A 20,105-nucleotide genomic window follows, 5' to 3' on the forward strand; every position below is an offset into this window, starting at 1 on the left:
TATAGCATGGAAAAAGTGATAGTTTTGGAAGAAGGAGCCGATCTTGATGCGCTGTCTTCGGCTTACGGATTACTCCTTATTTATCCAGAAAGTAAACTTCTCAAACCGAGGTGGCTTTCAAGAAAGGCGAGCGAGGTTTTCAAGGACTTTATGCACCTTTTTAGGTTAACGCAAGATCCTCCTCAGGAGTTTGAGCTTATACTTACGGATACGCAAAATTACCAAATATACCTGGAAGAGTTCAAAGACAGGGTAAAAGATGTGATTATTTATGACCACCACCCGACCCGCATAGATGGTGTAAAAGGGAAGTTAGAGCAAGTAGGGAGCGCAACGACCCTTGTGGTTGAAGAGCTAATGGCTAAAGATATGGATATTTCTCCGGAGTCTGCGACGCTTCTCAGCTTTGGAATATACGAAGACACTGGCTTTTTAAGTTACGAGGGTACAACTGCGAGGGATGCCAGGGCTCTCGCTTGGTTACTTGAAAAGGGTGTAAACCTCAGGCTTGTTCGTAAATATCTTTCCGATACGCTCAGTAAGGAGCAGATAGATATTCTCTCCAAGCACTTACAATCTATAGAATCCCTTTTTCTCAACGGTAAAAAGGTTATTATAGCCTCGGTCAAATCGGAAGAATATCAACCTGACGTACTGCGTATCCTGTATGAACTCAAGGAAGTTAAAGAAGCTTCTGCACTCTTCGTTATAGTATCGGCTGGTCATAAAACTTATGTTTTCGGAAGGAGCATAAAGGAAGAGTTTGATGTAAGTAAGGTACTTGAATATATAGGTGGTGGTGGACATGCCTTTGCGAGCGCTACCAAATTGGAAGGTGTGGATGCGGAAAGGATCAAATCCATATTAACATCCCTGCTTGAAGGTAAAAAGGTGATGCTGAAGGTAAAAGATGTGATGACGTCTCCAGCTTTCGTATTGCATCAGGGTACGCTCATATCAGATGCCATACTTGAACTTTCTCAGAGAAACTTTGCTGGCGCTCCGGTCGTGGATGATACTGGCAAGCTCGTGGGCATAGTTTATAAGAAAAATCTGTTGAGAGCGGTAAAACATTATCCTGACAAGCCTGTAAAAGACTTTATGGTAGAAGAGTTTCACACACTGACACCCGAAGATTTTATATGGAAGGCTGAAGAGATACTTTCCCGATACGGAGAGAAGCTCATACCTGTGGTTGACAAAGATAGGCTTGTTGGGGTAGTAACGAGGCTTGATCTCCTTTACAGTATGAGACAGCAAACGGAAAGGTTAAAAGCATACGAGCGAAAGGTGGAACTTCCCTTTAAGGTGGCGCAGATAAGTAGAGAAGTAGGTCTTATAGCGGGAACCTTCGGATTTAAAGCGTATCTGGTGGGTGGTGCGGTAAGGGATATACTCTTAAAAAAAGATGTTTGGGATGTTGATTTTGTAATTGAAGGAGACGCTATCAAAGTGGCTCAAGTGTTAGCACAAAAGTACGGACTTACCTTTCATCCTTTCCCTGAGTTCGGTACAGCTCACATAAAATTGAAAGATTTAAAGCTTGAGTTTGCGACTACAAGAAGGGAAACCTATCCCCACCCTGGTGCGTACCCTTTAGTAGAGTATGCATCCCTTAGAGAAGATCTTTTGCGCAGAGATTTTACCATAAACGCCATGGCTATATCCGTAAACTCAGAGGATTTTGGCACTCTTATAGATTACTTTGGGGGTTTGAAGGACCTCAAGGACAGGCTCATAAGGGTTCTTCACCCCCTGAGTTTTGTAGAAGATCCCGTAAGAATTCTCAGAGCTTTACGATTTGCAGGAAGACTCGGATTTAAGCTTTCAAAGAGCACAGAAAGATTGCTTAAAAACGCTGTTCTTTTGGGACTCATATCTTCAGCTCCAAAAGGTAGGATAATGAACGAGGTCAGGTTAGCCTTGAGGGAAGAGAGAATACTTGAGATACTTGAGCTTTACAGAAAGTACGGAGTACTGGAGCAAGTATTTAAGGGGATAAAGTGGTCTTCAAAGCTTGAAGAAAGGCTTATGAATCTGCGAAATGTGATCGCATGGCATAAAATACAATTCCCTAAAGAAGTTATAGATTACGGATGGGTTTATCTTCTTGTCTTACTTAAGGATACGGATGTGCAAGAAGGTAGAGCCTTTTTGACGGAAATAAGTGCGCCAGCGTGGGTCAGGGAAACTTACGAACAAATAAAAATGCACTATAAAGATGTGACGAAAAAACTTTTTACTGCAAGGAAGAATTCGGAAATATACCTTTCCCTAAAGGATAAACCATTGCCTTTCATACTGCTTCTCATGACTGAAGATAGCTTAAAAGAGAAGGTCAAACTGTACCTTGAGAAGCTGAGATCTGTAAAGGTTGATGTAGAAAAATTCAAAGGATTAACAGGAAGGAATCTCGGAGAAGCTATAGAAAAGGAGAAAATGAGAGTAATGGATGAATAAGATAGGTAAGGCTTACCAGTGTTATATTTTAATACTACTATGGAATATTTAGGTTTACTCTTAAGTACCTTTTATGATTACAGCGTTGATATATTACCTTACTACCTACTTGCCACACTTATTACCTCCCTGATCCAAACATACGCAAAACTCAGTTGGCTGAAGAATTTTATAACGAAAAGGAAAATTGCCCCATTTTTAACCGCATCTTTTGGTGGTTTTCTGCCTTTGTGCTCGTGTTCTATGATACCTATCGCACATCTCATAAATAGCCTATCTAAGAGCTACTCTAGTGTGATAGCCTTCTTGATAGTTGCACCGGTAGTTTCACCTATTACGGTTATCCTGACTTATGGCTTTTTTGGTCTTAAAGCGGCTGTGCTGAGAACCTTTGGTACACTTGCCTTTGCTATTGCGGTAGCCTACACTGTAGACGCACTATTCAAAAAGGGAGGGAGCATACCTCTATTGGCAGATTTCAAGCGAGAAAACACGGAAAGAAAAACGGTTATACTTTTCAAATCCCTTAAATACCATATCCTTTTTACAGGAAGATACATACTGATTGGTATAGTTATAGCTTCACTCATTAAAACATTCGTGCCAACTAAAGCGGTAAGCTACATTGCTGGCAGTCCCCTTTCCTATCCTCTCATATCTCTCGTATCCATACCCATATACGTGTGTTCAGGTGAAGATGTTCTTATAGCTAAGGCTCTAACACAGGTGGGTTTTACTTACGGTAATGCCTTTACCTTCATGCTTGCAAGTAGCGGTATATGCCTACCTACCATATTTGCGGTCAAGAGCTTCCTACCCTTAAGGGTGGTTTTGGTGTACACAGTTTCATGGTTTTTTCTCTCAACTTTACTGGGTTTTATGCTTGATGTATTATTTTAGTGATATACTTATAAACAGGAGGGAAAAATGGATAAGTACATGCAGGTGCTTCAAGAACTTATAAAGAATACGGGATTAGAAGGAGCATCCCTTGTGTCTGCGGATGGGCTTCCCATATCTTCGGTATTAAAACCCGGTCTTGAGGAGGATAGAATAGCTGCTATGAGCGCTGCTATACTTTCCTTAGGTGAAAGAGTATCCGAAGAACTTGCAAAGGGAGGGCTTGAGCAAATAACCATAAAGGGGGATAACGGGTATGTCATACTGACAGGTGTGGGTCAGGATGCAGTAATGGTGGTACTTGCAGACAACAACGCCAAGCTGGGTCTCCTGCTCATGGAGATAAAAAAGGCTCAGGAAAAGTTGAAGGCACTTATTTAAAAGGAGAGTTATGGCACTAACGGGGGACTTAAGCACCTTTAGCTTTGTAGATATATTTCAAATACTCGCAAAAGATAAAAGAAGCGGTATACTGCTTGTTGAGTGGCAAGACATGACAGTGGCATATTATGTGAAGGATGGGGAGATAGTTTTTGCAAGACCAGTTGACAGGGTTTTCAGGGTTTATGCGGATAGAGATTTTGATAATCTGATAGACAAGCTTAGGATATCAAGGGAGAATCTTCCAAAAACTGTGGAGAGGTTCCTGATTACAAAGCTCGGTAGTAAGGAAGGCATTTTTTCCTTTACGCCTGGCTTTATAAGGTACAATTCGGATATGCCTGTTCATTATCCCATAGAGAAGCTTATAATGATAGCATCAAGAATGCTGACACCTGAAGAGGTGGAGAGAAAAATATCGGATGAATTCCTAACTTTTGAGAGATCCCAGGATTATGTGGAGAAGGTAAGGAAAGCTGAGCTTACGAGGGACGAGGAGAGGATCCTCATGCTTGTTGACGGTGAAAGAAGCGTCATGGATATAAGACGCGAATCTGGGCTTGATAATCTGAGCGTAGATAGAACGCTGTATGGACTTTTGGCACTCAGCGCAATAAAGAGGAAGAAGAGGGAGAAAAGACATAAGCCTTCCATAACTTTAGAACTCCTTGCAAGGATCATAGAGAGGATAAAGGAGTTGTGATGAAGCCCATAAAGAAGATAAAAATAGTGGTTGCTGGTCCTTTCGCAGCTGGAAAAACACAGTTTATAAACACAGTCAGCGAGATAAAGACAGTAAAAACGGAAAGAAAAACCAGGGCTTTGGGAGAGAGGAACGTAAAGGATTACACCACTGTCGCTATGGATTTTGGGAAGATAAGGATAGATGACGAACACGAACTTTACCTTTTTGGTACACCTGGACAGTCAAGATTTGATTTTATGTGGGACATACTCGGCGAGGGTGCCTTAGGGATAATTCTTCTCGTTGACAGTACAGATCCTTCCACTTTTCATGAGGCTAGGCGGATCATAAACTTCTTTCAGTCAAGGTTTCCAGTACCTATGGTGGTAGGTGCTAACAAACAGGATCTTCCCAATGCGTGGAGACCTGAAGATGTAAGAACTGCACTTGATATAGATGAAGATGAAGGTATCCCTGTTCTTCCCGTTTCGGCGATTGATAAAGAGAGTGTAAAAAACACTTTACTTACACTCTTGAACATAATAAAGGAAGAACTTCTCAGTTAAGGAAAGAGTGCGAGAGTTTCTATACCGGTACTTTCCTCAAACCCCAGCATTAGGTTCATATTTTGGACAGCCTGAGAGGATGCCCCTTTCCCGAGATTATCAATGACGCTTACTATAACAGCTATCTGTGTTCTCTCATCGTAATAAGGATAAAGCAAGCACATGTTAGTCCCTATAACATATTTTGTAGTAGGAGGATCTTTTACAACCTTTACAAATCTCTCCTCTTTGTAAGTTTCCCAAAATAGTTCCTCTACATGCTTTTCCTCAGTATGCAGATAAATGGTGGCGAGCATACCTCGTGATGTTGGAACTACCTTTGGAGTAAACCTCACTTTTACGTGCTTGCCAGATATTCTCTTTATGATATCCTCCATTTCGGGAGTATGCCTGTGTTTGTGTACAGAGTAAGCTATTATGCTCTGTTCCATTTCAGGGTAGTGAAAGTGTTGTGTGGTTTTTCTGCCTGCTCCTGATACACCAGAAATAGCATCAACTATGACTTTATCAAAGCTTACGCCTTCTTTGAGGAAAGGATATAGCCCAAGGAGTACTGCTGTTGGATAGCAACCCGGATTTGCAACGAACCTCCCCCTTTTTATGATCTCTCTGAATATCTCGGGAAGACCATATACCGCATGCTGTAAAAGTTCCCTATGCGTGTGTTCAAAGCCGTAAAACTCAGGGTAAAGATTGGGATCGCTTATCCTGTAAGCTCCCGAAAGGTCTACGACGAGCTTACCCTTTTCAAGAAGTGAAGGTGCGGTGCTTAATGATACGTCGTGAGGAAGACACAGAAAAGCTAAGTCAAAGTCTTCCTGCGGTTCCTCTGTCAGCATCAGCTTAGATAGGTAAAAATGGGAAAAGTACGGCAGGAGATCAGATATGTATCTTCCTGCGTAAGTTTTTGATACAGCGCTTACCACCCTTACGTGAGGATGATTGGTAAGATAGCGCAGAAGCTCAATACCTGTATAGCCTGTAGCACCATATACGCATACCTTTAACGTTTGCTCCATCTGTAGCCTTTTCTTGCTTTCATAAGTCCGTACTTCTTTCTTTCCTTTTCCCTTGAATCCCTTTTGAGCAGTCCGGCCTTTTTGAGGGTCTGTCTTAGATCCGGGTTATATTTGAGTAGAGCTTTCGCAACACCGTACATGATGGCTTCAGCCTGTCCGGATATGCCTCCTCCCTCCACCGTAGCGTAAATGCCGAACTTACCATCAAGTCCCGCCAGCTTTATAGGATAAAGTACCTTACTGAAAAGACTGTCGCGCTGTAGATAATCCTTCATAGGAAATTCCTTACAACTGTCCTTTGCCTTGATCACCATTTTATCGGTGTTTCTCAAAAGCCACACTCTCGCTATGCTTTCCTTTCTCCTGCCTGTGCCATAATACGCATTGTCAAAGCCTATACGAAAGTCTTTCAGTTTGGTTATCATGCTTTTACCTCCAGAAGTTGAGTCTTTTGCGCTTGATGAGGATGCTCTGAGCCTGCATAAACTTTTAATCTCTTTAGCATCCTGTGTCCAAGTTTGTTTTTGGGAAGCATCCTCTTGACGGCAAGCGTTATAACTTCTTCAGGTTTATTCTCTAACATCCACCCGAGTGACCGCTCCTTTATACCACCCGGATAGTTAGTGTGAAAGGCGTAAATCTTCTGCTTAGGTTTTTTACCTGTGACTTTTATCTTTCCTGCGTTTAATACAACCACGAAATCTCCGCAATCTACATCAGGTTGGTAATAAGGTTTGTGCTTTCCCATTAGTATCTTAGCTATGTGTGAGGCAAGTCTTCCCAAGGTTTTCCCTTGAGCATCTACCACCCACCAAGTTCTCTCTACATTCTCAGGTTTTACCCTGTATGTCTTCATCTCTCGGCTCCTTTTAACTTATTTGGGAATGTTATATTATAACCTTATCTTGGTAAAAAGGCAACAAAAAAATCCATTTGACATAGCGGTTTACCTGCTCTAAGTTTCTCCTTATAAGGAGGTGTTAAAATGATGGAGCCAGAAAGAATAAGTCCAGATCTTGCGCGCAAGAAGGTACTTTCTGGAGAAGCGTTACTCGTGTGTGCATACAGTGACGAGAGATGCAGGAGTCTAAAGCTTGAAGGGGCTATATTCCTGAGCCAGCTTGAAGCCCAACCATCGTTAGCACAAGGTAAAGAGATCATCTTTTACTGTGCGTGACCTCATGAAGCGACTTCTGCCCGTGTGGCAGCAACATATTTAGAGAGGGGTTACGAAAAGGTTAAGGTATTAAGTGGCGGTGTAGAAGGCTGGAAAAGAGCAGGCTATCCCTTAGAAACTTCCACTTGAACCTTTTGTGTGTTAAACTTATACAGATTTAGCTTTTAAGAAGGAGGCAATGAATGAAAGTTTCTGTAAAAGAGAGAGAAGGGCTTTTTAAAGAGCTGAGCGTTGAAGTGGAAGGTGATATAGTCAAGTCTGCCCTTGAGGAAGTTTATAAACATTTAAAAGAGAGTGTAAGTATAGAGGGCTTTAGGAAAGGCGCTGTACCACTATGGATAATAAAAGCAAGGTACAGGGATCACATTCAAGAAGAGGTGGGAAAGATAATAGCCAACGAAACGCTCCGATCAGCTATAGAAGAGAGCAAACTAAAACCAGTAGCGGATATATTCTTGGAGGAGGTAAAACTTGAGGAGTCAATACCTAAACTAACATACAGGGTTGCCTTTGAAACACCCCCAGAGTTTGAACTCAAAGATCTGGAAGGTATAGAGGTGGAAGTTAGAAAAGTGGAGTTTGATGAAGAACTAGTTAAAAAAAGGATAGAACAGCTAAGAGAAGAGCATGCAATCTGGCAACCTACAGACAGAGAGATAAAAGATGGGGATCTCGTATCGGTTGAATACAACATAGAGCAAATAGGTAGTGGAGAAAGTACACATGGGGAAACCTCAGGAATAGTTGGGCAGAGAATGTTCAGAGAGGAGATAGATACCGCTCTCGTGAGCAAGAGAGAGGGGGATGAGCTTATCTTTGAAGAGCTTACCCTTTACGATACTGAAGGAAAGGAAGCGGGCAAGGCGAGGGTAAAGCTATTTATAAAGAGCGTAAAAGAAAAAGTGCTTCCTGAGGTAAGCGACGACTTTGCAAAAGAGTTAGGTCTGGGTCAAACTTGGCAGGAAGCTGAAGAAAAAATAAGACAAGAGGTCAAAGAGGGTATAGAGCGTATGAAGAGGGCTATGATCGAGGAAGCTGTAGCTAAGAAGCTCGTTGAGATGTTTGATTTCAATATTCCCCAAACTCTCTTATCGCGTGAGATCTCCCATCTTGTAGAAAGGAGAGTACAGGAACTTTCTCAGTACGGTATAGATACAAGATACCTCAACTATAAAGCTATGGCTGAAGAGTTTACACCGCAGGCTGTGTTTAACGTAAAACTGAGGTATATCCTCGAAAAATATGCTAAAGAAAAAGGTTTGCAGGTTAGTGAAGGAGATCTGGAAAAGAAGTACGAAGATCTTGCACGTCAGTATGGAAGGAGCGTTGAAGAGATGAAGAATTACTTTAGGCAAGAAAATATTGAAAGCGTACTTCTTGAAGACATACTAAGGGAAAAAGCGTTCAGTGATATAATAAGTAAAGCTGTTATAAAGGAAAGAGAGGAGAAGAGCGATGAAGGAAATAATTGATCAACTCGTCCCCATAGTTATAGAGCAAACGCCAAGGGGTGAAAGAGCTTACGACATATACTCAAGACTCCTTCAAGATAGAATAGTTCTTTTAGGTTATCCCATAGATGATCACATAGCCAATCTCATAGTGGCTCAACTACTCTTTTTGGAAGCCCAAGATCCTGAGAAAGACATATACATGTACATAAACTCTCCCGGTGGTTCGGTTACCGCAGGCATGGCAATATACGATACTATGCAGTACATAAAACCTGATATAGTAACTATATGCATAGGACAGGCGGCATCTATGGGAGCGGTGCTTCTCGCTGCTGGTTCTCCGGGCAAAAGGTACGCTTTACCGCACTCGCGCATAATGATACATCAACCTATAGGAGGCATAACAGGGCAGGCAACGGACATCATAATACATGCAGAGGAAATAAAGAGAATAAAGCACATGCTTAACGAGATACTTTCAAAACATACGGGACAACCACTTGAACGCATAGAAAGGGATGTAGAAAGGGATTACTTCATGTCAGCTCAAGAGGCGAGAGAGTATGGACTTGTAGACAGGGTAATTGAAAAAAGGCAGTGATGGAAATATATTTTTTAGGAGAAATCAGGTAGCATGAAGACATATGCAAAAAACCGCTGTTCCTTTTGTGGAAGATCACAGGACGAGGTCTTAGTTCTCATAGCTGGACCTAACGACACCTTTATATGTGACAGATGCGTAGAGGCATGCAGTTCTGTTATAAAAGAGCAGAAAAAACAACAGACATATCGTGGACTCACAAGTATACCAACACCTGAGCAGATAAAGAAATTTCTTGATGATTACGTGATAGGTCAGGAAAAAGCAAAAAAGATACTTTCTGTAGCTGTTTACAATCACTACAAAAGGGTAAAGGCAAAAGAGTTGGGTACGGGATTTGGAGACGTTGAAGTGGAAAAGAGTAACATACTTCTCATAGGTCCAACAGGTTCTGGTAAAACGCTCCTTGCCAAGACTTTAGCCAAACTCTTGAATGTACCCTTCGCCATAGCTGATGCTACGAGTCTTACAGAAGCGGGTTATGTAGGTGAAGATGTGGAGAATGTTCTCACCAGGCTATTGCAAAATTGTGGATACGATGTTAAGCTTGCTCAAATAGGTATAGTATACATAGACGAGATAGACAAGATAGCCAAAAAATCGGGCATAAACCCATCCATAACCAGAGATGTATCTGGTGAAGGAGTACAACAGGCACTTTTGAAAATTATGGAGGGAACAGTCGCCAACGTTCCACCGCAAGGTGGAAGAAAACATCCCCATCAAGAATTTATACAGGTTGATACCACCGACATTCTCTTTATATGCGGAGGTGCTTTTGTAGGTCTTGAAGATATAATAAAGCGGAGGCTTGGGAAATCAAGTATAGGCTTTGAATCCCAGGTGAAGGGAGTTTTTAAAGAAAAGAACGTACTTGATTTTGTGGAGCCTGACGACCTTATACATTTCGGTCTCATCCCCGAGTTTATAGGAAGATTGCCTGTTATTGCTGTACTTGAAGAACTTGATGAGGATGATCTCGTGAGAATACTAACAGAACCCAAAAACTCACTCATAAAGCAGTACAAGAAACTTTTTGAAATGGATGGTGTGGATCTTGAGTTCACAGATGAAGCTATCAGAGAAATAGCCAAAGAAAGCATTAAGAGAAAAACAGGTGCCAGAGGTTTGAGAGCTATAATGGAAGAGATCATGACGGAGGTGATGTTTGAAATTCCGTCTATGAAAGGAGTGAAGAAAGTAGTTGTAGACGAAAAGGTGGTAAAAAACAAAGTAAAACCCAGATATGTTTACAAGGAAGCTGTATAATAAAAAAAGGAGGATAATATGAAAAAGCTCATCCTTTCAAGCCTACTTCTTAGCAGTTTTTCCTTAGCGGAGCAAAAATTTGCGTGCGTGGACCCAAACAGAATTCTCTCCGAGTCCAAGTCAGTCTCTCAAGCACAGGAACAGCTCAAAAAAAAGGTTCAGGACTATCAAAAACAGTTGGACGAAAAACAGAAAAAACTTGACGAACTGAAGAAACAGATAGAAAGCAAGGGCATCAGTCAAAAAGCAAAAGAAGAGAAGATAAAAGAGTATCAGAAAGTTGAAGCGGAAGGCATGGAACTCCAACAAAAAGCTCAGAAAGACATTATGGAGTTAAAAAGCAAATTAGAGGAAGACATACTCAACAAAGTCAGAGGTATAGCCGAGGGTATAGCTAAGAAAAACGGCTATACGGGAATATTGGATTGTAGTGCCTTTGTATATAAACAACCGGATATAGACATAACGGATGCTATAATAAAAAGCTTAGATCAAGGTAAATGAGGCTTATACATGTTGCACATTTAGTGGGTGGCAAGCTTTACGGTAGTGAAGACTTTGAAGTGATTGGCATATCTTCCCCGGAAGATCCAAAACCTCACACTATCGTATTTTGTCAAGAAAAAAGTGAAGTTGAAAAAGTAAAAAATTTTGAACTTGCCATAGTGGTAAAAGAACCTATAGAGCATTCCAATTATATTCTCGTTGAAGATGTGAAGCACGCTATGGCTCTATTTTTAAAAAGCTTCTATCCGGAGAGACACCCATCTGGCATTTCAGAAAGAGCATACATAGGCAAAGATGTTTTCGTTGGAGAGGAAGTATACATTGCTCCCTTTGCTTATGTGGGTGACGGTGTAGAGATCGGAAATAGGGTAAAGATATATCCTTTTTCCTACATAGGCGATAATTGTGTGATAGGTGATGATACCATTATATTCAGCGGTGTGCATATATATCCGGGATGTATCATAGGCAAAAGGGTCAGAATCCACAGCGGAACGGTTATAGGTGCTGATGGTTTTGGCTATCATGTAGGCAGGGAGGGTATAACTAAACTCCATCACGTAGGTAAGGTAGTTGTGGAGGACGATGTGGAGATAGGTGCAAATACCACCATAGACAGAGCTTTAATAGACAGAACACTTATAGGCAAGGGTACAAAAATTGATAACCTTGTGATGATAGGACACAACTGCAGGATCGGAGAGAACAATTTGATAGTTTCACAGGTAGGTTTATCTGGAAGTGTAAAGACAGGCAAGAATGTCATACTCGCAGGTCAGGTGGGTGTAGCTGATCATGTATGCATAGGTGATAATGTCAAGATAGCCGCAAAATCGGGTGTAGCGAACGATCTTGAACCTAACCGCACCTACGGTGCAAACCTTCCAGCTATAGAATGGACAAGGTGGAAGAGAATATACTTATACCTTCTCAAGCTCCCGGAACTTTTTAAAAAAGGTCAGATCTAAAGATATATTGATAACTTGCTTCCGTAGTAGCGTCCGTTCAGAGTTGTATAGTTGAGTATCTTTTTGATATTTCTTATGCCTTTTAAGTCTTGAGGAGAGCTTAACCTTTTTCCCCTACGCCTTTTGATTATCTCCTTTGCAGTCTCTATGCCTATACCCGGTACTCTGATGAGAAGATTATAGTCCGCTGTATTTAGTTCAACGGGAAAAAGATCCGGATGCGCTTGAGCCCAAGCTTCCTTCGGGTCTTTATTGAGAGGTAAATTTCCTTTTACGAGTATACTCTTTATGTCCTCAAGATCAAAGCCGTAATCCCTTATGAGAAAATCCAATTGATACAGCCTGTATTCTCGTAAAGGATTTTCTGGGGGTCTATTTTCCAAGGGAGTATCTTTTACCGGAAAGAAGGCGCTAAAATACACCCTACTGATTTTGTAACGTCTGTTTAGAAAGTGTATAGCACTTATTATCTCTTCGTCCGTTTCTCCATCTACACCTACCATCATTTGAGTTATCTGGCTTTTACCTTTATATTTTGGCAGTAGTTTGTCTACTGTTTCTATTTTGGGAAGTATATCTCTTAAAATACTTTTACCTTTGGCTATCTTTTTAAGTCTTTCCTCTTTACAAGTTTCCATATTTATGGAGACTCTGTTTGCAACCTTCAGAGCTTCTTCAACCGTCTGGATAGATACACCGGGCATAAGTTTTAGATGCACGTAACCATTAAAGGCATACTTGCCGCGTAGGATCTTCACTGTATCTATCATCTTTTCCATGATAAATTCAGGATGTCCAAAAATACCGGAAGAAAGGAAAAGACCTCTTACCATTCCGCTCCTGTACATATCCATAAAAGATTTTGCGAGTTTCTCAGACGGTATGTAAAGCCTCGGTGTGCTATCCCTATCCCTTCTAAAAACGCAGTAAGTACAGTTTCTGTCGCACATGGTTGTTTGCATAACTTTGAGTATAGGGACTTTCCCCTTAGGTGTAGAGGTCAAGTAAATACAGCTCTCTAAATTTATTTCTCCATCCCTTTCAAAAGTGGTCAGTTTGGAAAGTATCCTGAACTTTTGCTTATCATCCATAAGTTTAATAAATATACAACAATCACATGATTATGAGGAATTCCTCACTTGGCGTATAAAAAGTCTATAATATATATCATTACTTTTTGCACAGGAGGTTTTCATGGCAAAAGGTACGGTAGCTTACAAGATATTGCAAAGTCATTTGGTAAGCGGAAAGCTAAATACAGGTGAGGAAATAGCTATAAAGATAGATCAAACGCTGACACAAGATGCGACAGGAACTATGGCTTACCTTCAATTTGAAGCCATGGGAGTGGATAGAGTAAAAACTGAGCTTTCTGTCAGTTACATAGATCACAATATGCTCCAGACTGATTTCAAAAATCCTGACGATCACAAGTATCTTATGAGCGTTGCTAAAAGATACGGTATATACCTCTCAAAACCGGGAAACGGTATATGTCATCAAGTGCATGTAGAAAGGTTTGCAAAGCCCGGGAAAACTTTGCTCGGATCTGATTCGCATACCCCAACTTCGGGTGGTGTAGGTATGCTCGCTATAGGTGCCGGTGGTCTTGATGTTGCTGCTGCTATGGCGGGTGAACCTTTCTATTTGAAAATGCCAAAAATTATAGGGATCAAACTGACCGGGAAGTTACCCCCTTGGGTTACAGCAAAAGACATAATCCTTGAGCTTTTAAGAAGACTCACAGTAAAAGGAGGCGTCGGTAAAATTTTTGAGTACTTTGGAGATGGAATAAGGGAGCTTTCCGTTCCTGAAAGATCAACCATAACCAACATGGGCGCAGAGCTTGGAGCTACAACATCCATTTTCCCTTCCGACGAGATAACAAGAGCTTATCTGAAAGCTCAAGGCAGAGAGGAAGACTGGATAGAGCTTTTGCCAGATCATGATGCCGAGTATGACGAAGTTATAGAGATAAACCTTTCAGAACTTGAACCTCTTATAGCTTGCCCACACTCCCCTGACAACGTAGTACCTGTAAGTGAGGTGGAAGGTATAAAGGTTGATCAGGTAGTTATAGGTTCATGTACAAATTCTTCTTTTGTGGATCTTACCCGTGCTGGGAAGATGTTGGAAGGTAGAAAAATACACCCGGATGTGATATTCGCAGTTGCACCAGGTTCAAAACAAGCTCTTGAACTTATCACTCAAAATGGTATGCTCCTTAACTTTCTAAAAGCGGGAGCCAGGATACTGGAGAGTGCTTGTGGTCCATGTATAGGTATGGGATACGCTCCACCGAGCGGAGGAGTATCTTTGAGAAGCTTCAATAGAAATTTTGAAGGAAGAGCAGGTACAAAGGATGCAAAGGTTTATCTGGCATCTCCCGAAGTTTGCGTGGCTTCTGCCATTGTCGGTGAGATCGTAGACCCCAGGAGGCTTGCACAAAAGGAAGGTATAAAATGGATAAAGGTAGAGATGCCCGAAAAGTTTCCGTATGGCGATGAAGCCATTATAGAGCCTCTTCCTGAGGAAGAAGCTAAAAAGGTAGAAATATACAGAGGACCCAACATAACACCTCTGCCTGAGTTTGACGAACTCCCGCAATATATAGAGGGAGAAGTTTCCCTTATAGTAGGTGACAACATTACTACAGACCACATAATGCCCGCAGGTGCGAAAATTTTACCTCTGAGGTCAAACATATACGCCATAAGCGAGTATGTTTATCACTACGTAGATCCGGAGTTTGTAAGTAGGGCTAAAGGGATCAGGGACGAAAAGAAAAAGTGGAGCATCATAATAGGTGGGGAAAATTACGGGCAGGGTTCTTCAAGAGAACACGCTGCGCTCGCTCCGAGATTCTTGGGTGTAAGAGTCGTCATAGCCAAATCCTTTGCACGCATACACCACGCAAACCTTGTCAACTTTGGCATACTACCTCTTGAGTTTACGGATAAAGAAGATTACGCTAAGTTTTCGGTGGGTGATGAGGTTTACCTGCCAGAACTTATAGAGAGACTTCAAACAGGCAAGGAGATAGTTGTAATAAATAAAACTACACAGGAAGAGATAGTATGCAGGTACAATCTAACGCCCAAGCAGATATCCGTCCTGTTAGCGGGAGGGCTTCTAAGATGGATAAAAAACAAACAAGAAGTCGGTGTAAATTGACGTGATAGGAGGGTAGCAATTATGAAGATGAGGAAAGTTGTATCGGTGATAGGTGCCGGTAATGTAGGTGAACATGTGGCGAGTCTTTTGGCTTTGAGGGGTCTTGTAGATGTGAGGATGTTTGACATTCCCAGAAAGGACGGAGAGAAGGTTATAGAACCAGTTAAAGGGAAAGCTCTTGACATAAAGCAGATGCTCGCAGCCATAGATATTGACGCGAAGGTGGATGGCTATACGATAAGCCCGGAAGGTAACGGCTATGAGGCATTAGAAGGAAGCGATATAATAGTAATAACTGCAGGTTTTCCAAGAAGACCCGGCATGTCAAGAGAGGATCTCCTTGAAAAAAACCTCTCCATACTCTCTGTTATATCAGAAAGGATAAAACAGTATGCCAAAGATTCCATAGTTATAGTGGTGACTAATCCCGTTGACCTGATGACTTATGCAGTATATAAGATGCTTGGATTTGGCAAAAGGAAAGTTATGGGAATGGCAGGTGTCCTTGATTCTGCGAGGTTTAAAACCTTCATATCACAGGAAGTAAAAGTTTCCCCAAAGGATATACACGCTTACGTCATAGGTGGTCACGGAGACGAGATGGTACCGCTCATATCCATATCCAACGTGGGAGGTATACCTTTAAAAGATATGCTACCCAGAGAGAGGCTTAGCGAACTTATAAAGAGAACACAATTTGGAGGAGGTGAGATAGTTGACCTCATGGGAACTTCAGCCTATTACGCACCTGCTGCATCCATAGTAGAAATGGTGGAAGCGATCGTGACGGATAACAAGAGAATACTTCCATGCTCCGTTTACCTTGAGGGTGAGGAAGGAAAGTACTACGAAGCTGAGGATATATGCGTAGGAGTACCTGTAAAACTTGGAAACTGTGGTGTGGAAGAAGTTATAAATATACCCATGATACCAGAAGAGAGGGAAATGTGGAGGAGATCCGTAGCATCCGTGAAGAAAAATCTCAAAGTAGTGGAGGAAATGCTTCATGCGCGAAGTGTATTACGGTGATATAGTCAGAGCTGTAAAGGAAGCAGCCATAAAAGCCAACTACGAGCTTCCAGAGGACGTAGTTCACGCCTTTGAATCGGCACTTGAGAAGGAAAGATCTCAAATAGGGAAAGAAGTTATCAGGCAGATACTTACAAATGCTCAAGCTTCAAAAGAGGAACAGATGGCATACTGTCAGGATACTGGCGTGGCTGTAGTTTTTGTGGAGATAGGGCAGGATGTCCATATAACAGGTGGATCCCTTGTTGATGCTATAAATGAAGGTGTCAGGCAAGCTTATACAGATGGATATCTGAGAGCATCTATGGTATATGACCCTGTGTTTGAAAGAAAGAACACGAAAGACAACACGCCTGCGGTGATACACACATTCTTAGTTTCTGGAGATAGAGTTAAGATCACCTTTGCACCCAAGGGAGCAGGCTCAGAAAACACATCACGCCTTGCCATGCTCAAACCTGCGGATGGCTGGGAAGGTGTGAAGAAGTTTATACTTGAGACGGTAAAGCTCGCAGGACCAAACGCATGCCCACCACTTACCGTAGGGGTAGGTATAGGTGGAAATTTTGAGTACTGCGCACTGCTTTCAAAGAAAGCCCTTTTAAGAAAAACAGGAGAGAGAAGCCAAAATCCCATTGCGAGGAGAATGGAGGAGGAACTCATAGAGGATATAAACAAGCTGGGACTTGGACCTATGGGTTTTGGCGGTACGGTAACAGCTGTGGATGTGAGGGTAGAACTTTATCCCTGTCACATAGCCTCACTACCTGTAGCTGTCAATATTCAGTGTCATGCAGCAAGGCATGCAGAAATAGAGTTATGAAGTACATACTTTTTTTAGCCATAGTAGGTTTTATAACCATGCTATTTCTTTCTGGCTTTGCCTTGAGAATTTTCAGAAAGATAAAACTCTGAACTTTATGAATAAGGTATTTCTTGCCCTTTACGCAGGTTCCCTCTTCATGTTAGTTTTCGTGGTTGCTCCCGTGCTTTTAAGGGAGAAGGATAGCAAAAACATCGCCGGAAGATTTTACGGAAGAATACTTTGGCGTTTTTATCCCCTTGCTTTTTTATTACTCCTGTCTTATCTTATTTTTGATGCTAAAAGGGTTCAAGCTTTATTTCTCATGAGCGGGTTGGGGGTGAACGTTACCGTATCATACTATCTAAAGAAAGTAAAAAAGTCCTTAGGTAATATAGATGCGTTGCCTTTTGACCACCAGCGCAGGAGCTTTTTCAGGAAGCTCTCCATTTTTTCAACCCTAATACTCTTTATTAACTTTCTTTTAGCCATTTATATGTTTGTGAGGTCATGATTTACTTAAAAAAACGGAGGTGATGATGCAGGACCACAGAATAAACAGGCAGATAAGAGCAAGGGAAGTTAGGCTCATTGACGAAACCGGCAAACAAATAGGAATAGTGCCTCTTGAAGAGGCTCTTAAGATGGCTGAAGAGAAGGGGCTTGATCTGGTTGAGATAGCTCCACAAGCAAAACCTCCCGTATGTAAAATACTTGATTACGGGAAGTTCATATACGAGCAGAAAAAGAAGGAAAAAGTTGCCAAAAAAAAGCAGAAGGAACACGCTATTGAAGTAAAAGACATACAGCTTTCCACACGGATAGATGAACACGATCTCAAAGTGAAACTAAAGCATATGAGGGAGTTTCTGGAAGAAGGTGACAAGGTGAGAGTTAGGATAAGGTTCAGGGGAAGGGAACACATACACCCTGAACTCGGAGACAAATTGGTGAGAAGGATACTGGAAGATCTCTCAGACATAGGTCAGATAGAGACAGAACCTAAGAAAGAAGGGGCATTTTTGATGTTTTCACTGCTTCCAAAAAAGAGATAAAACTCAAAATATGTAGCCAAAGCCTGCATAAACCCCATCCTTAAAATCCGAAGGTAAGGTTGAAGACCTTCCCCTGTTTAAGTTGTTATATCCATAAGTGTACACATGAAAGTCTAAATTTTTTGTAAAGTAATACTTCATACCTATGGATATGTCAAATTCTCTTTTAGTCCCCGCTAAACCATCGTGTGATGTAAAGAATTTATTACCATACTTTCTCTGAAAATAAAAATCCATATTAACACATAAGGAAAATTTAGGATTAGAAATATCTCCTATCAAAAATACCTCATCTTTCGTGCCTATACTCAAAAGCGGAGCATAAGGTATCAAATTTGGTGCAATTCTATTACCATAGAAATAAACTTTTGAGTAGAGGGAGGCAGAGATCTTCTTGTAAGAATAAGCGGTTTTTAGTAAAATTCCGAAATTATAATTGTCGTTTGAGGGGATTTCACTTTCTTCATCTGCGTATTGAACTACCTGACTTGATGTAATTTGTGGTTTAAAGGGTTTAAGGCTCTGATAGTCTTCCGCAAAAGCTCCTATATTGATCCTTGAATTACTGTCTTTGTATATAGCATAAGAAATATCGGTATACATATCAAGCTCAAGGGGTCTATTTTTTAAAGTACCTGCTCCGGTAATAGCAGATCCATAATACGCTACCGCTTGAAAACTCCCAAACCACTTATCGTAAGATAGGTTAAGTTTATAGTCTAAGCTTAAGTTTGGTTTAAGTGTGACACTCCTTATACCGGCTAATCTTCCAGAAAAAGAATTTACATCTATCTGATTTTTAATCTCCAAAGCGTAAATAGTTGGTGCAATAAAGAGCATACATGGGATCACAATGGTCAACCTTTTTAGCATCGCAATGATTATATCACGTAAAGAAATCTTTGCGCAAAGTTTTGAGCTTGGAGCATCGGGAATAACTCTTTTTTTATGACGGAGACATAAATACATGTTATAATTTGTCAAATACGTTGAGTGAGAAATAGGTTCATTGGAATACCTCCTTTCTGAAGAAGCTATACCAGATGGCATAAGCATATAGGTAAGTAAGCAAACATATCCAGTGCCTCCACCTGCTTGAATAGTTAAAGAGCTTGAGCATGGAAAATACACCCTCCACCTTCTGCCTTTGCGATTTATCCTCCTTACTGCTACAAACCTTCACAAGCTCACATCCCCTGTAGCCTCTATCACCTATAAGCTCAAACCTCTCAAGCAAACTCCTAAGCCATAAACTCTTTGAAAACCTCAACCTCAAAGACCTCACCTCATGATAGCTTGCAGGATTAAACCAAAGGTCATAAGGAGCTCCATCTGTATCACACACCACCATCACAAGCACTCCATAGTAAAGTTCCTTAAACTTGACCCTTTGTTTGTAATGCTGACTATAAAGGTTTCTATTCCTTACACCCCAAAATTGCTTGCCTGACATACGCCTTATCTTCTGTGTCCTTGCTCTATTTACATTGGCTACAGGTAAAAGTGTTCCATCTACCACAAGCCTTATCTTTTTACCGCTTGCCAGCTTCAAAAGTATGAGCAAGCTTACTCTATAGAGCATATACTCTCTCAAAAGCCTATAGACCCTTTTGACCCTTGATTTTCTGAAGATGTGATAGGACATTAGCTTGTCATCAATAATAAATCTTGCGAGTTTAAGGACAGGCATTCCCGTGAGTAAGGAGAGTATCAAAAGGGAAGCTATTTGCTCATCGGATAACTTAGGCTTTCTGCCTGCTTTTTGTGTATAGCCCATAGTTTTTGAGAAGGTTTGCATGGTGTTTAGGATTTTGTGATATACTTGGAGTAGAAGCATTTTTATACCTCCTTGTGAGGTATTGGGTAGGGTAGTATAAAGCCACTGCCCTACCCGCTTCTTATTTTAGCACCAGACTTTGACAAAATAGAATTTCTCACTCAACGTATAAATACATGTTATAATTTGTCAGATAAGGCGCGTAGCTCAGAGGGAGAGCGCTGGCCCGACACGCCAGAGGTCGGCGGTTCGAGTCCGCCCGCGCCTACCATGTTATAATC

Annotated in this window: 22 protein-coding genes and 1 tRNA gene; 17 read left to right on the top strand and 6 right to left on the bottom strand. The window is 41.3% G+C overall.

Annotated features, from left to right (window positions below; translation table 11 throughout):
* Positions 1-6: 6 nt before the first annotated feature.
* The 5 genes from ABWK04_06980 to ABWK04_07000 are packed head-to-tail and all read left to right on the top strand — an operon-like array spanning position 7 to position 4,992.
* Positions 7-2,460: a CBS domain-containing protein gene (locus ABWK04_06980; GenBank protein ID MEZ0361616.1), complete on the top strand. Its 2,454-nt coding sequence runs from the start codon at positions 7-9 to the stop codon at positions 2,458-2,460.
* A 39-nt stretch (positions 2,461-2,499) separates the two neighbouring features.
* The gene (locus tag ABWK04_06985; GenBank protein ID MEZ0361617.1) at positions 2,500-3,360 is read left to right on the top strand and encodes a permease; all 861 of its coding nucleotides are present in this window, start codon (positions 2,500-2,502) and stop codon (positions 3,358-3,360) included.
* Positions 3,361-3,387: 27 nt separating this feature from the next.
* Entirely contained in the window at positions 3,388-3,741 is a 354-nt protein-coding gene (locus ABWK04_06990) for a roadblock/LC7 domain-containing protein (protein ID MEZ0361618.1), read from the top strand.
* A gap of 10 nt (positions 3,742-3,751) precedes the next feature.
* On the top strand, positions 3,752-4,444 hold the full coding sequence (locus ABWK04_06995) for a DUF4388 domain-containing protein (protein ID MEZ0361619.1): 693 nt from the start codon (positions 3,752-3,754) through the stop codon (positions 4,442-4,444).
* Positions 4,444-4,992 carry an ATP/GTP-binding protein gene (locus tag ABWK04_07000; GenBank protein ID MEZ0361620.1) on the top strand — a complete coding sequence of 183 codons (549 nt, stop codon included), beginning with the start codon at positions 4,444-4,446 and terminating at the stop codon, positions 4,990-4,992. The genes ABWK04_06995 and ABWK04_07000 overlap by 1 nt, the downstream gene beginning before the upstream one ends.
* On the opposite strand, the gene argC is transcribed toward ABWK04_07000, so the two are convergent.
* From argC to rplM, 3 genes are read right to left on the bottom strand one after another with little or no spacing between them, the layout of a single operon-like run.
* Entirely contained in the window at positions 4,989-6,011 is a 1,023-nt protein-coding gene (argC, locus tag ABWK04_07005) for an N-acetyl-gamma-glutamyl-phosphate reductase (GenBank protein ID MEZ0361621.1), read from the bottom strand. The two genes, ABWK04_07000 and argC, sit on opposite strands and share 4 nt — an antisense overlap.
* Positions 5,996-6,436: a 30S ribosomal protein S9 gene (rpsI, locus tag ABWK04_07010; GenBank protein ID MEZ0361622.1), complete on the bottom strand. Its 441-nt coding sequence runs from the start codon at positions 6,434-6,436 to the stop codon at positions 5,996-5,998. The genes argC and rpsI overlap by 16 nt, the downstream gene beginning before the upstream one ends.
* Positions 6,433-6,867 carry a 50S ribosomal protein L13 gene (gene rplM, locus ABWK04_07015; protein MEZ0361623.1) on the bottom strand — a complete coding sequence of 145 codons (435 nt, stop codon included), beginning with the start codon at positions 6,865-6,867 and terminating at the stop codon, positions 6,433-6,435. Before rplM ends, rpsI begins: the two co-directional genes overlap by 4 nt.
* Before the next feature lie 129 nt (positions 6,868-6,996).
* Here rplM and ABWK04_07020 point away from each other — a divergent pair, with 129 nt between their 5' ends.
* From ABWK04_07020 to lpxD, 6 genes are all read left to right on the top strand, one after another.
* Entirely contained in the window at positions 6,997-7,188 is a 192-nt protein-coding gene (locus ABWK04_07020) for an ArsR family transcriptional regulator (protein MEZ0361624.1), read from the top strand.
* Between the two features lie 182 nt (positions 7,189-7,370).
* Positions 7,371-8,660, top strand: a complete 1,290-nt coding sequence (tig, locus tag ABWK04_07025) for a trigger factor (GenBank protein ID MEZ0361625.1) — start codon at positions 7,371-7,373, stop codon at positions 8,658-8,660.
* Positions 8,644-9,243 (top strand): ATP-dependent Clp endopeptidase proteolytic subunit ClpP, encoded by a 600-nt coding sequence (gene clpP / locus ABWK04_07030; GenBank protein MEZ0361626.1) that lies wholly within the window; start codon positions 8,644-8,646, stop codon positions 9,241-9,243. The genes tig and clpP overlap by 17 nt, the downstream gene beginning before the upstream one ends.
* A 33-nt stretch (positions 9,244-9,276) precedes the next feature.
* The gene (gene clpX, locus ABWK04_07035) at positions 9,277-10,512 is read left to right on the top strand and encodes an ATP-dependent Clp protease ATP-binding subunit ClpX (protein ID MEZ0361627.1); all 1,236 of its coding nucleotides are present in this window, start codon (positions 9,277-9,279) and stop codon (positions 10,510-10,512) included.
* A gap of 18 nt (positions 10,513-10,530) precedes the next feature.
* A complete protein-coding gene (locus ABWK04_07040; protein MEZ0361628.1) occupies positions 10,531-11,016 on the top strand; it encodes an OmpH family outer membrane protein in 486 nt (161 codons plus the stop codon).
* Positions 11,013-11,987 carry a UDP-3-O-(3-hydroxymyristoyl)glucosamine N-acyltransferase gene (gene lpxD, locus ABWK04_07045; GenBank protein MEZ0361629.1) on the top strand — a complete coding sequence of 325 codons (975 nt, stop codon included), beginning with the start codon at positions 11,013-11,015 and terminating at the stop codon, positions 11,985-11,987. Before ABWK04_07040 ends, lpxD begins: the two co-directional genes overlap by 4 nt.
* Here the strand turns inward: lpxD and ABWK04_07050 are convergent.
* Positions 11,984-13,078 (bottom strand): radical SAM protein, encoded by a 1,095-nt coding sequence (locus tag ABWK04_07050; GenBank protein MEZ0361630.1) that lies wholly within the window; start codon positions 13,076-13,078, stop codon positions 11,984-11,986. The genes lpxD and ABWK04_07050 overlap by 4 nt on opposite strands.
* Before the next feature lie 103 nt (positions 13,079-13,181).
* On the opposite strand from ABWK04_07050, the gene ABWK04_07055 reads away from it, so the two are divergent.
* From ABWK04_07055 to infC, 5 genes are all read left to right on the top strand, one after another.
* The gene (locus ABWK04_07055; GenBank protein ID MEZ0361631.1) at positions 13,182-15,161 is read left to right on the top strand and encodes an aconitate hydratase; all 1,980 of its coding nucleotides are present in this window, start codon (positions 13,182-13,184) and stop codon (positions 15,159-15,161) included.
* A 21-nt stretch (positions 15,162-15,182) separates the two neighbouring features.
* Positions 15,183-16,190: a malate dehydrogenase gene (locus ABWK04_07060; GenBank protein ID MEZ0361632.1), complete on the top strand. Its 1,008-nt coding sequence runs from the start codon at positions 15,183-15,185 to the stop codon at positions 16,188-16,190.
* A complete protein-coding gene (locus ABWK04_07065) occupies positions 16,168-17,013 on the top strand; it encodes a fumarate hydratase (protein MEZ0361633.1) in 846 nt (281 codons plus the stop codon). Before ABWK04_07060 ends, ABWK04_07065 begins: the two co-directional genes overlap by 23 nt.
* A gap of 97 nt (positions 17,014-17,110) precedes the next feature.
* Positions 17,111-17,506 carry a hypothetical protein gene (locus tag ABWK04_07070; GenBank protein MEZ0361634.1) on the top strand — a complete coding sequence of 132 codons (396 nt, stop codon included), beginning with the start codon at positions 17,111-17,113 and terminating at the stop codon, positions 17,504-17,506.
* Between the two features lie 25 nt (positions 17,507-17,531).
* Positions 17,532-18,047, top strand: coding sequence for a translation initiation factor IF-3 (infC, locus tag ABWK04_07075; GenBank protein ID MEZ0361635.1), 516 nt, complete (start codon positions 17,532-17,534; stop codon positions 18,045-18,047).
* A gap of 3 nt (positions 18,048-18,050) precedes the next feature.
* Here the strand turns inward: infC and ABWK04_07080 are convergent, their stop codons facing one another.
* Positions 18,051-18,920: a hypothetical protein gene (locus ABWK04_07080; GenBank protein ID MEZ0361636.1), complete on the bottom strand. Its 870-nt coding sequence runs from the start codon at positions 18,918-18,920 to the stop codon at positions 18,051-18,053.
* 133 nt (positions 18,921-19,053) lie between these two features.
* Positions 19,054-19,884, bottom strand: a complete 831-nt coding sequence (locus ABWK04_07085; GenBank protein MEZ0361637.1) for a hypothetical protein — start codon at positions 19,882-19,884, stop codon at positions 19,054-19,056.
* Positions 19,885-20,020: 136 nt separating this feature from the next.
* On the opposite strand from ABWK04_07085, the gene ABWK04_07090 reads away from it, so the two are divergent.
* A tRNA-Val gene (locus ABWK04_07090) sits at positions 20,021-20,095 on the top strand.
* The last annotated feature ends 10 nt before the right edge of the window (positions 20,096-20,105 follow it).

Origin of the sequence: Hydrogenobacter sp. (genome assembly GCA_041287335.1) — a bacterium.
GTDB lineage: Bacteria > Aquificota > Aquificia > Aquificales > Aquificaceae > Hydrogenobacter.

What these genes read in the sequence shown, in the direction of transcription:
- ABWK04_06980 (MEZ0361616.1), top strand. Translation starts at nt 7, where the DNA reads ATGGAAAAAGTGATAGTTTTGGAAGAAGGAGCCGATCTTGATGCGCTG.
- ABWK04_06985 (MEZ0361617.1), top strand. Translation starts at nt 2,500, where the DNA reads ATGGAATATTTAGGTTTACTCTTAAGTACCTTTTATGATTACAGCGTT.
- ABWK04_06990 (MEZ0361618.1), top strand. Translation starts at nt 3,388, where the DNA reads ATGGATAAGTACATGCAGGTGCTTCAAGAACTTATAAAGAATACGGGA.
- ABWK04_06995 (MEZ0361619.1), top strand. Translation starts at nt 3,752, where the DNA reads ATGGCACTAACGGGGGACTTAAGCACCTTTAGCTTTGTAGATATATTT.
- ABWK04_07000 (MEZ0361620.1), top strand. Translation starts at nt 4,444, where the DNA reads ATGAAGCCCATAAAGAAGATAAAAATAGTGGTTGCTGGTCCTTTCGCA.
- argC (MEZ0361621.1), bottom strand. Translation starts at nt 6,011, where the DNA reads ATGGAGCAAACGTTAAAGGTATGCGTATATGGTGCTACAGGCTATACA.
- rpsI (MEZ0361622.1), bottom strand. Translation starts at nt 6,436, where the DNA reads ATGATAACCAAACTGAAAGACTTTCGTATAGGCTTTGACAATGCGTAT.
- rplM (MEZ0361623.1), bottom strand. Translation starts at nt 6,867, where the DNA reads ATGAAGACATACAGGGTAAAACCTGAGAATGTAGAGAGAACTTGGTGG.
- ABWK04_07020 (MEZ0361624.1), top strand. Translation starts at nt 6,997, where the DNA reads ATGATGGAGCCAGAAAGAATAAGTCCAGATCTTGCGCGCAAGAAGGTA.
- tig (MEZ0361625.1), top strand. Translation starts at nt 7,371, where the DNA reads ATGAAAGTTTCTGTAAAAGAGAGAGAAGGGCTTTTTAAAGAGCTGAGC.
- clpP (MEZ0361626.1), top strand. Translation starts at nt 8,644, where the DNA reads ATGAAGGAAATAATTGATCAACTCGTCCCCATAGTTATAGAGCAAACG.
- clpX (MEZ0361627.1), top strand. Translation starts at nt 9,277, where the DNA reads ATGAAGACATATGCAAAAAACCGCTGTTCCTTTTGTGGAAGATCACAG.
- ABWK04_07040 (MEZ0361628.1), top strand. Translation starts at nt 10,531, where the DNA reads ATGAAAAAGCTCATCCTTTCAAGCCTACTTCTTAGCAGTTTTTCCTTA.
- lpxD (MEZ0361629.1), top strand. Translation starts at nt 11,013, where the DNA reads ATGAGGCTTATACATGTTGCACATTTAGTGGGTGGCAAGCTTTACGGT.
- ABWK04_07050 (MEZ0361630.1), bottom strand. Translation starts at nt 13,078, where the DNA reads ATGGATGATAAGCAAAAGTTCAGGATACTTTCCAAACTGACCACTTTT.
- ABWK04_07055 (MEZ0361631.1), top strand. Translation starts at nt 13,182, where the DNA reads ATGGCAAAAGGTACGGTAGCTTACAAGATATTGCAAAGTCATTTGGTA.
- ABWK04_07060 (MEZ0361632.1), top strand. Translation starts at nt 15,183, where the DNA reads ATGAAGATGAGGAAAGTTGTATCGGTGATAGGTGCCGGTAATGTAGGT.
- ABWK04_07065 (MEZ0361633.1), top strand. Translation starts at nt 16,168, where the DNA reads ATGCGCGAAGTGTATTACGGTGATATAGTCAGAGCTGTAAAGGAAGCA.
- ABWK04_07070 (MEZ0361634.1), top strand. Translation starts at nt 17,111, where the DNA reads ATGAATAAGGTATTTCTTGCCCTTTACGCAGGTTCCCTCTTCATGTTA.
- infC (MEZ0361635.1), top strand. Translation starts at nt 17,532, where the DNA reads ATGCAGGACCACAGAATAAACAGGCAGATAAGAGCAAGGGAAGTTAGG.
- ABWK04_07080 (MEZ0361636.1), bottom strand. Translation starts at nt 18,920, where the DNA reads ATGCTAAAAAGGTTGACCATTGTGATCCCATGTATGCTCTTTATTGCA.
- ABWK04_07085 (MEZ0361637.1), bottom strand. Translation starts at nt 19,884, where the DNA reads ATGCTTCTACTCCAAGTATATCACAAAATCCTAAACACCATGCAAACC.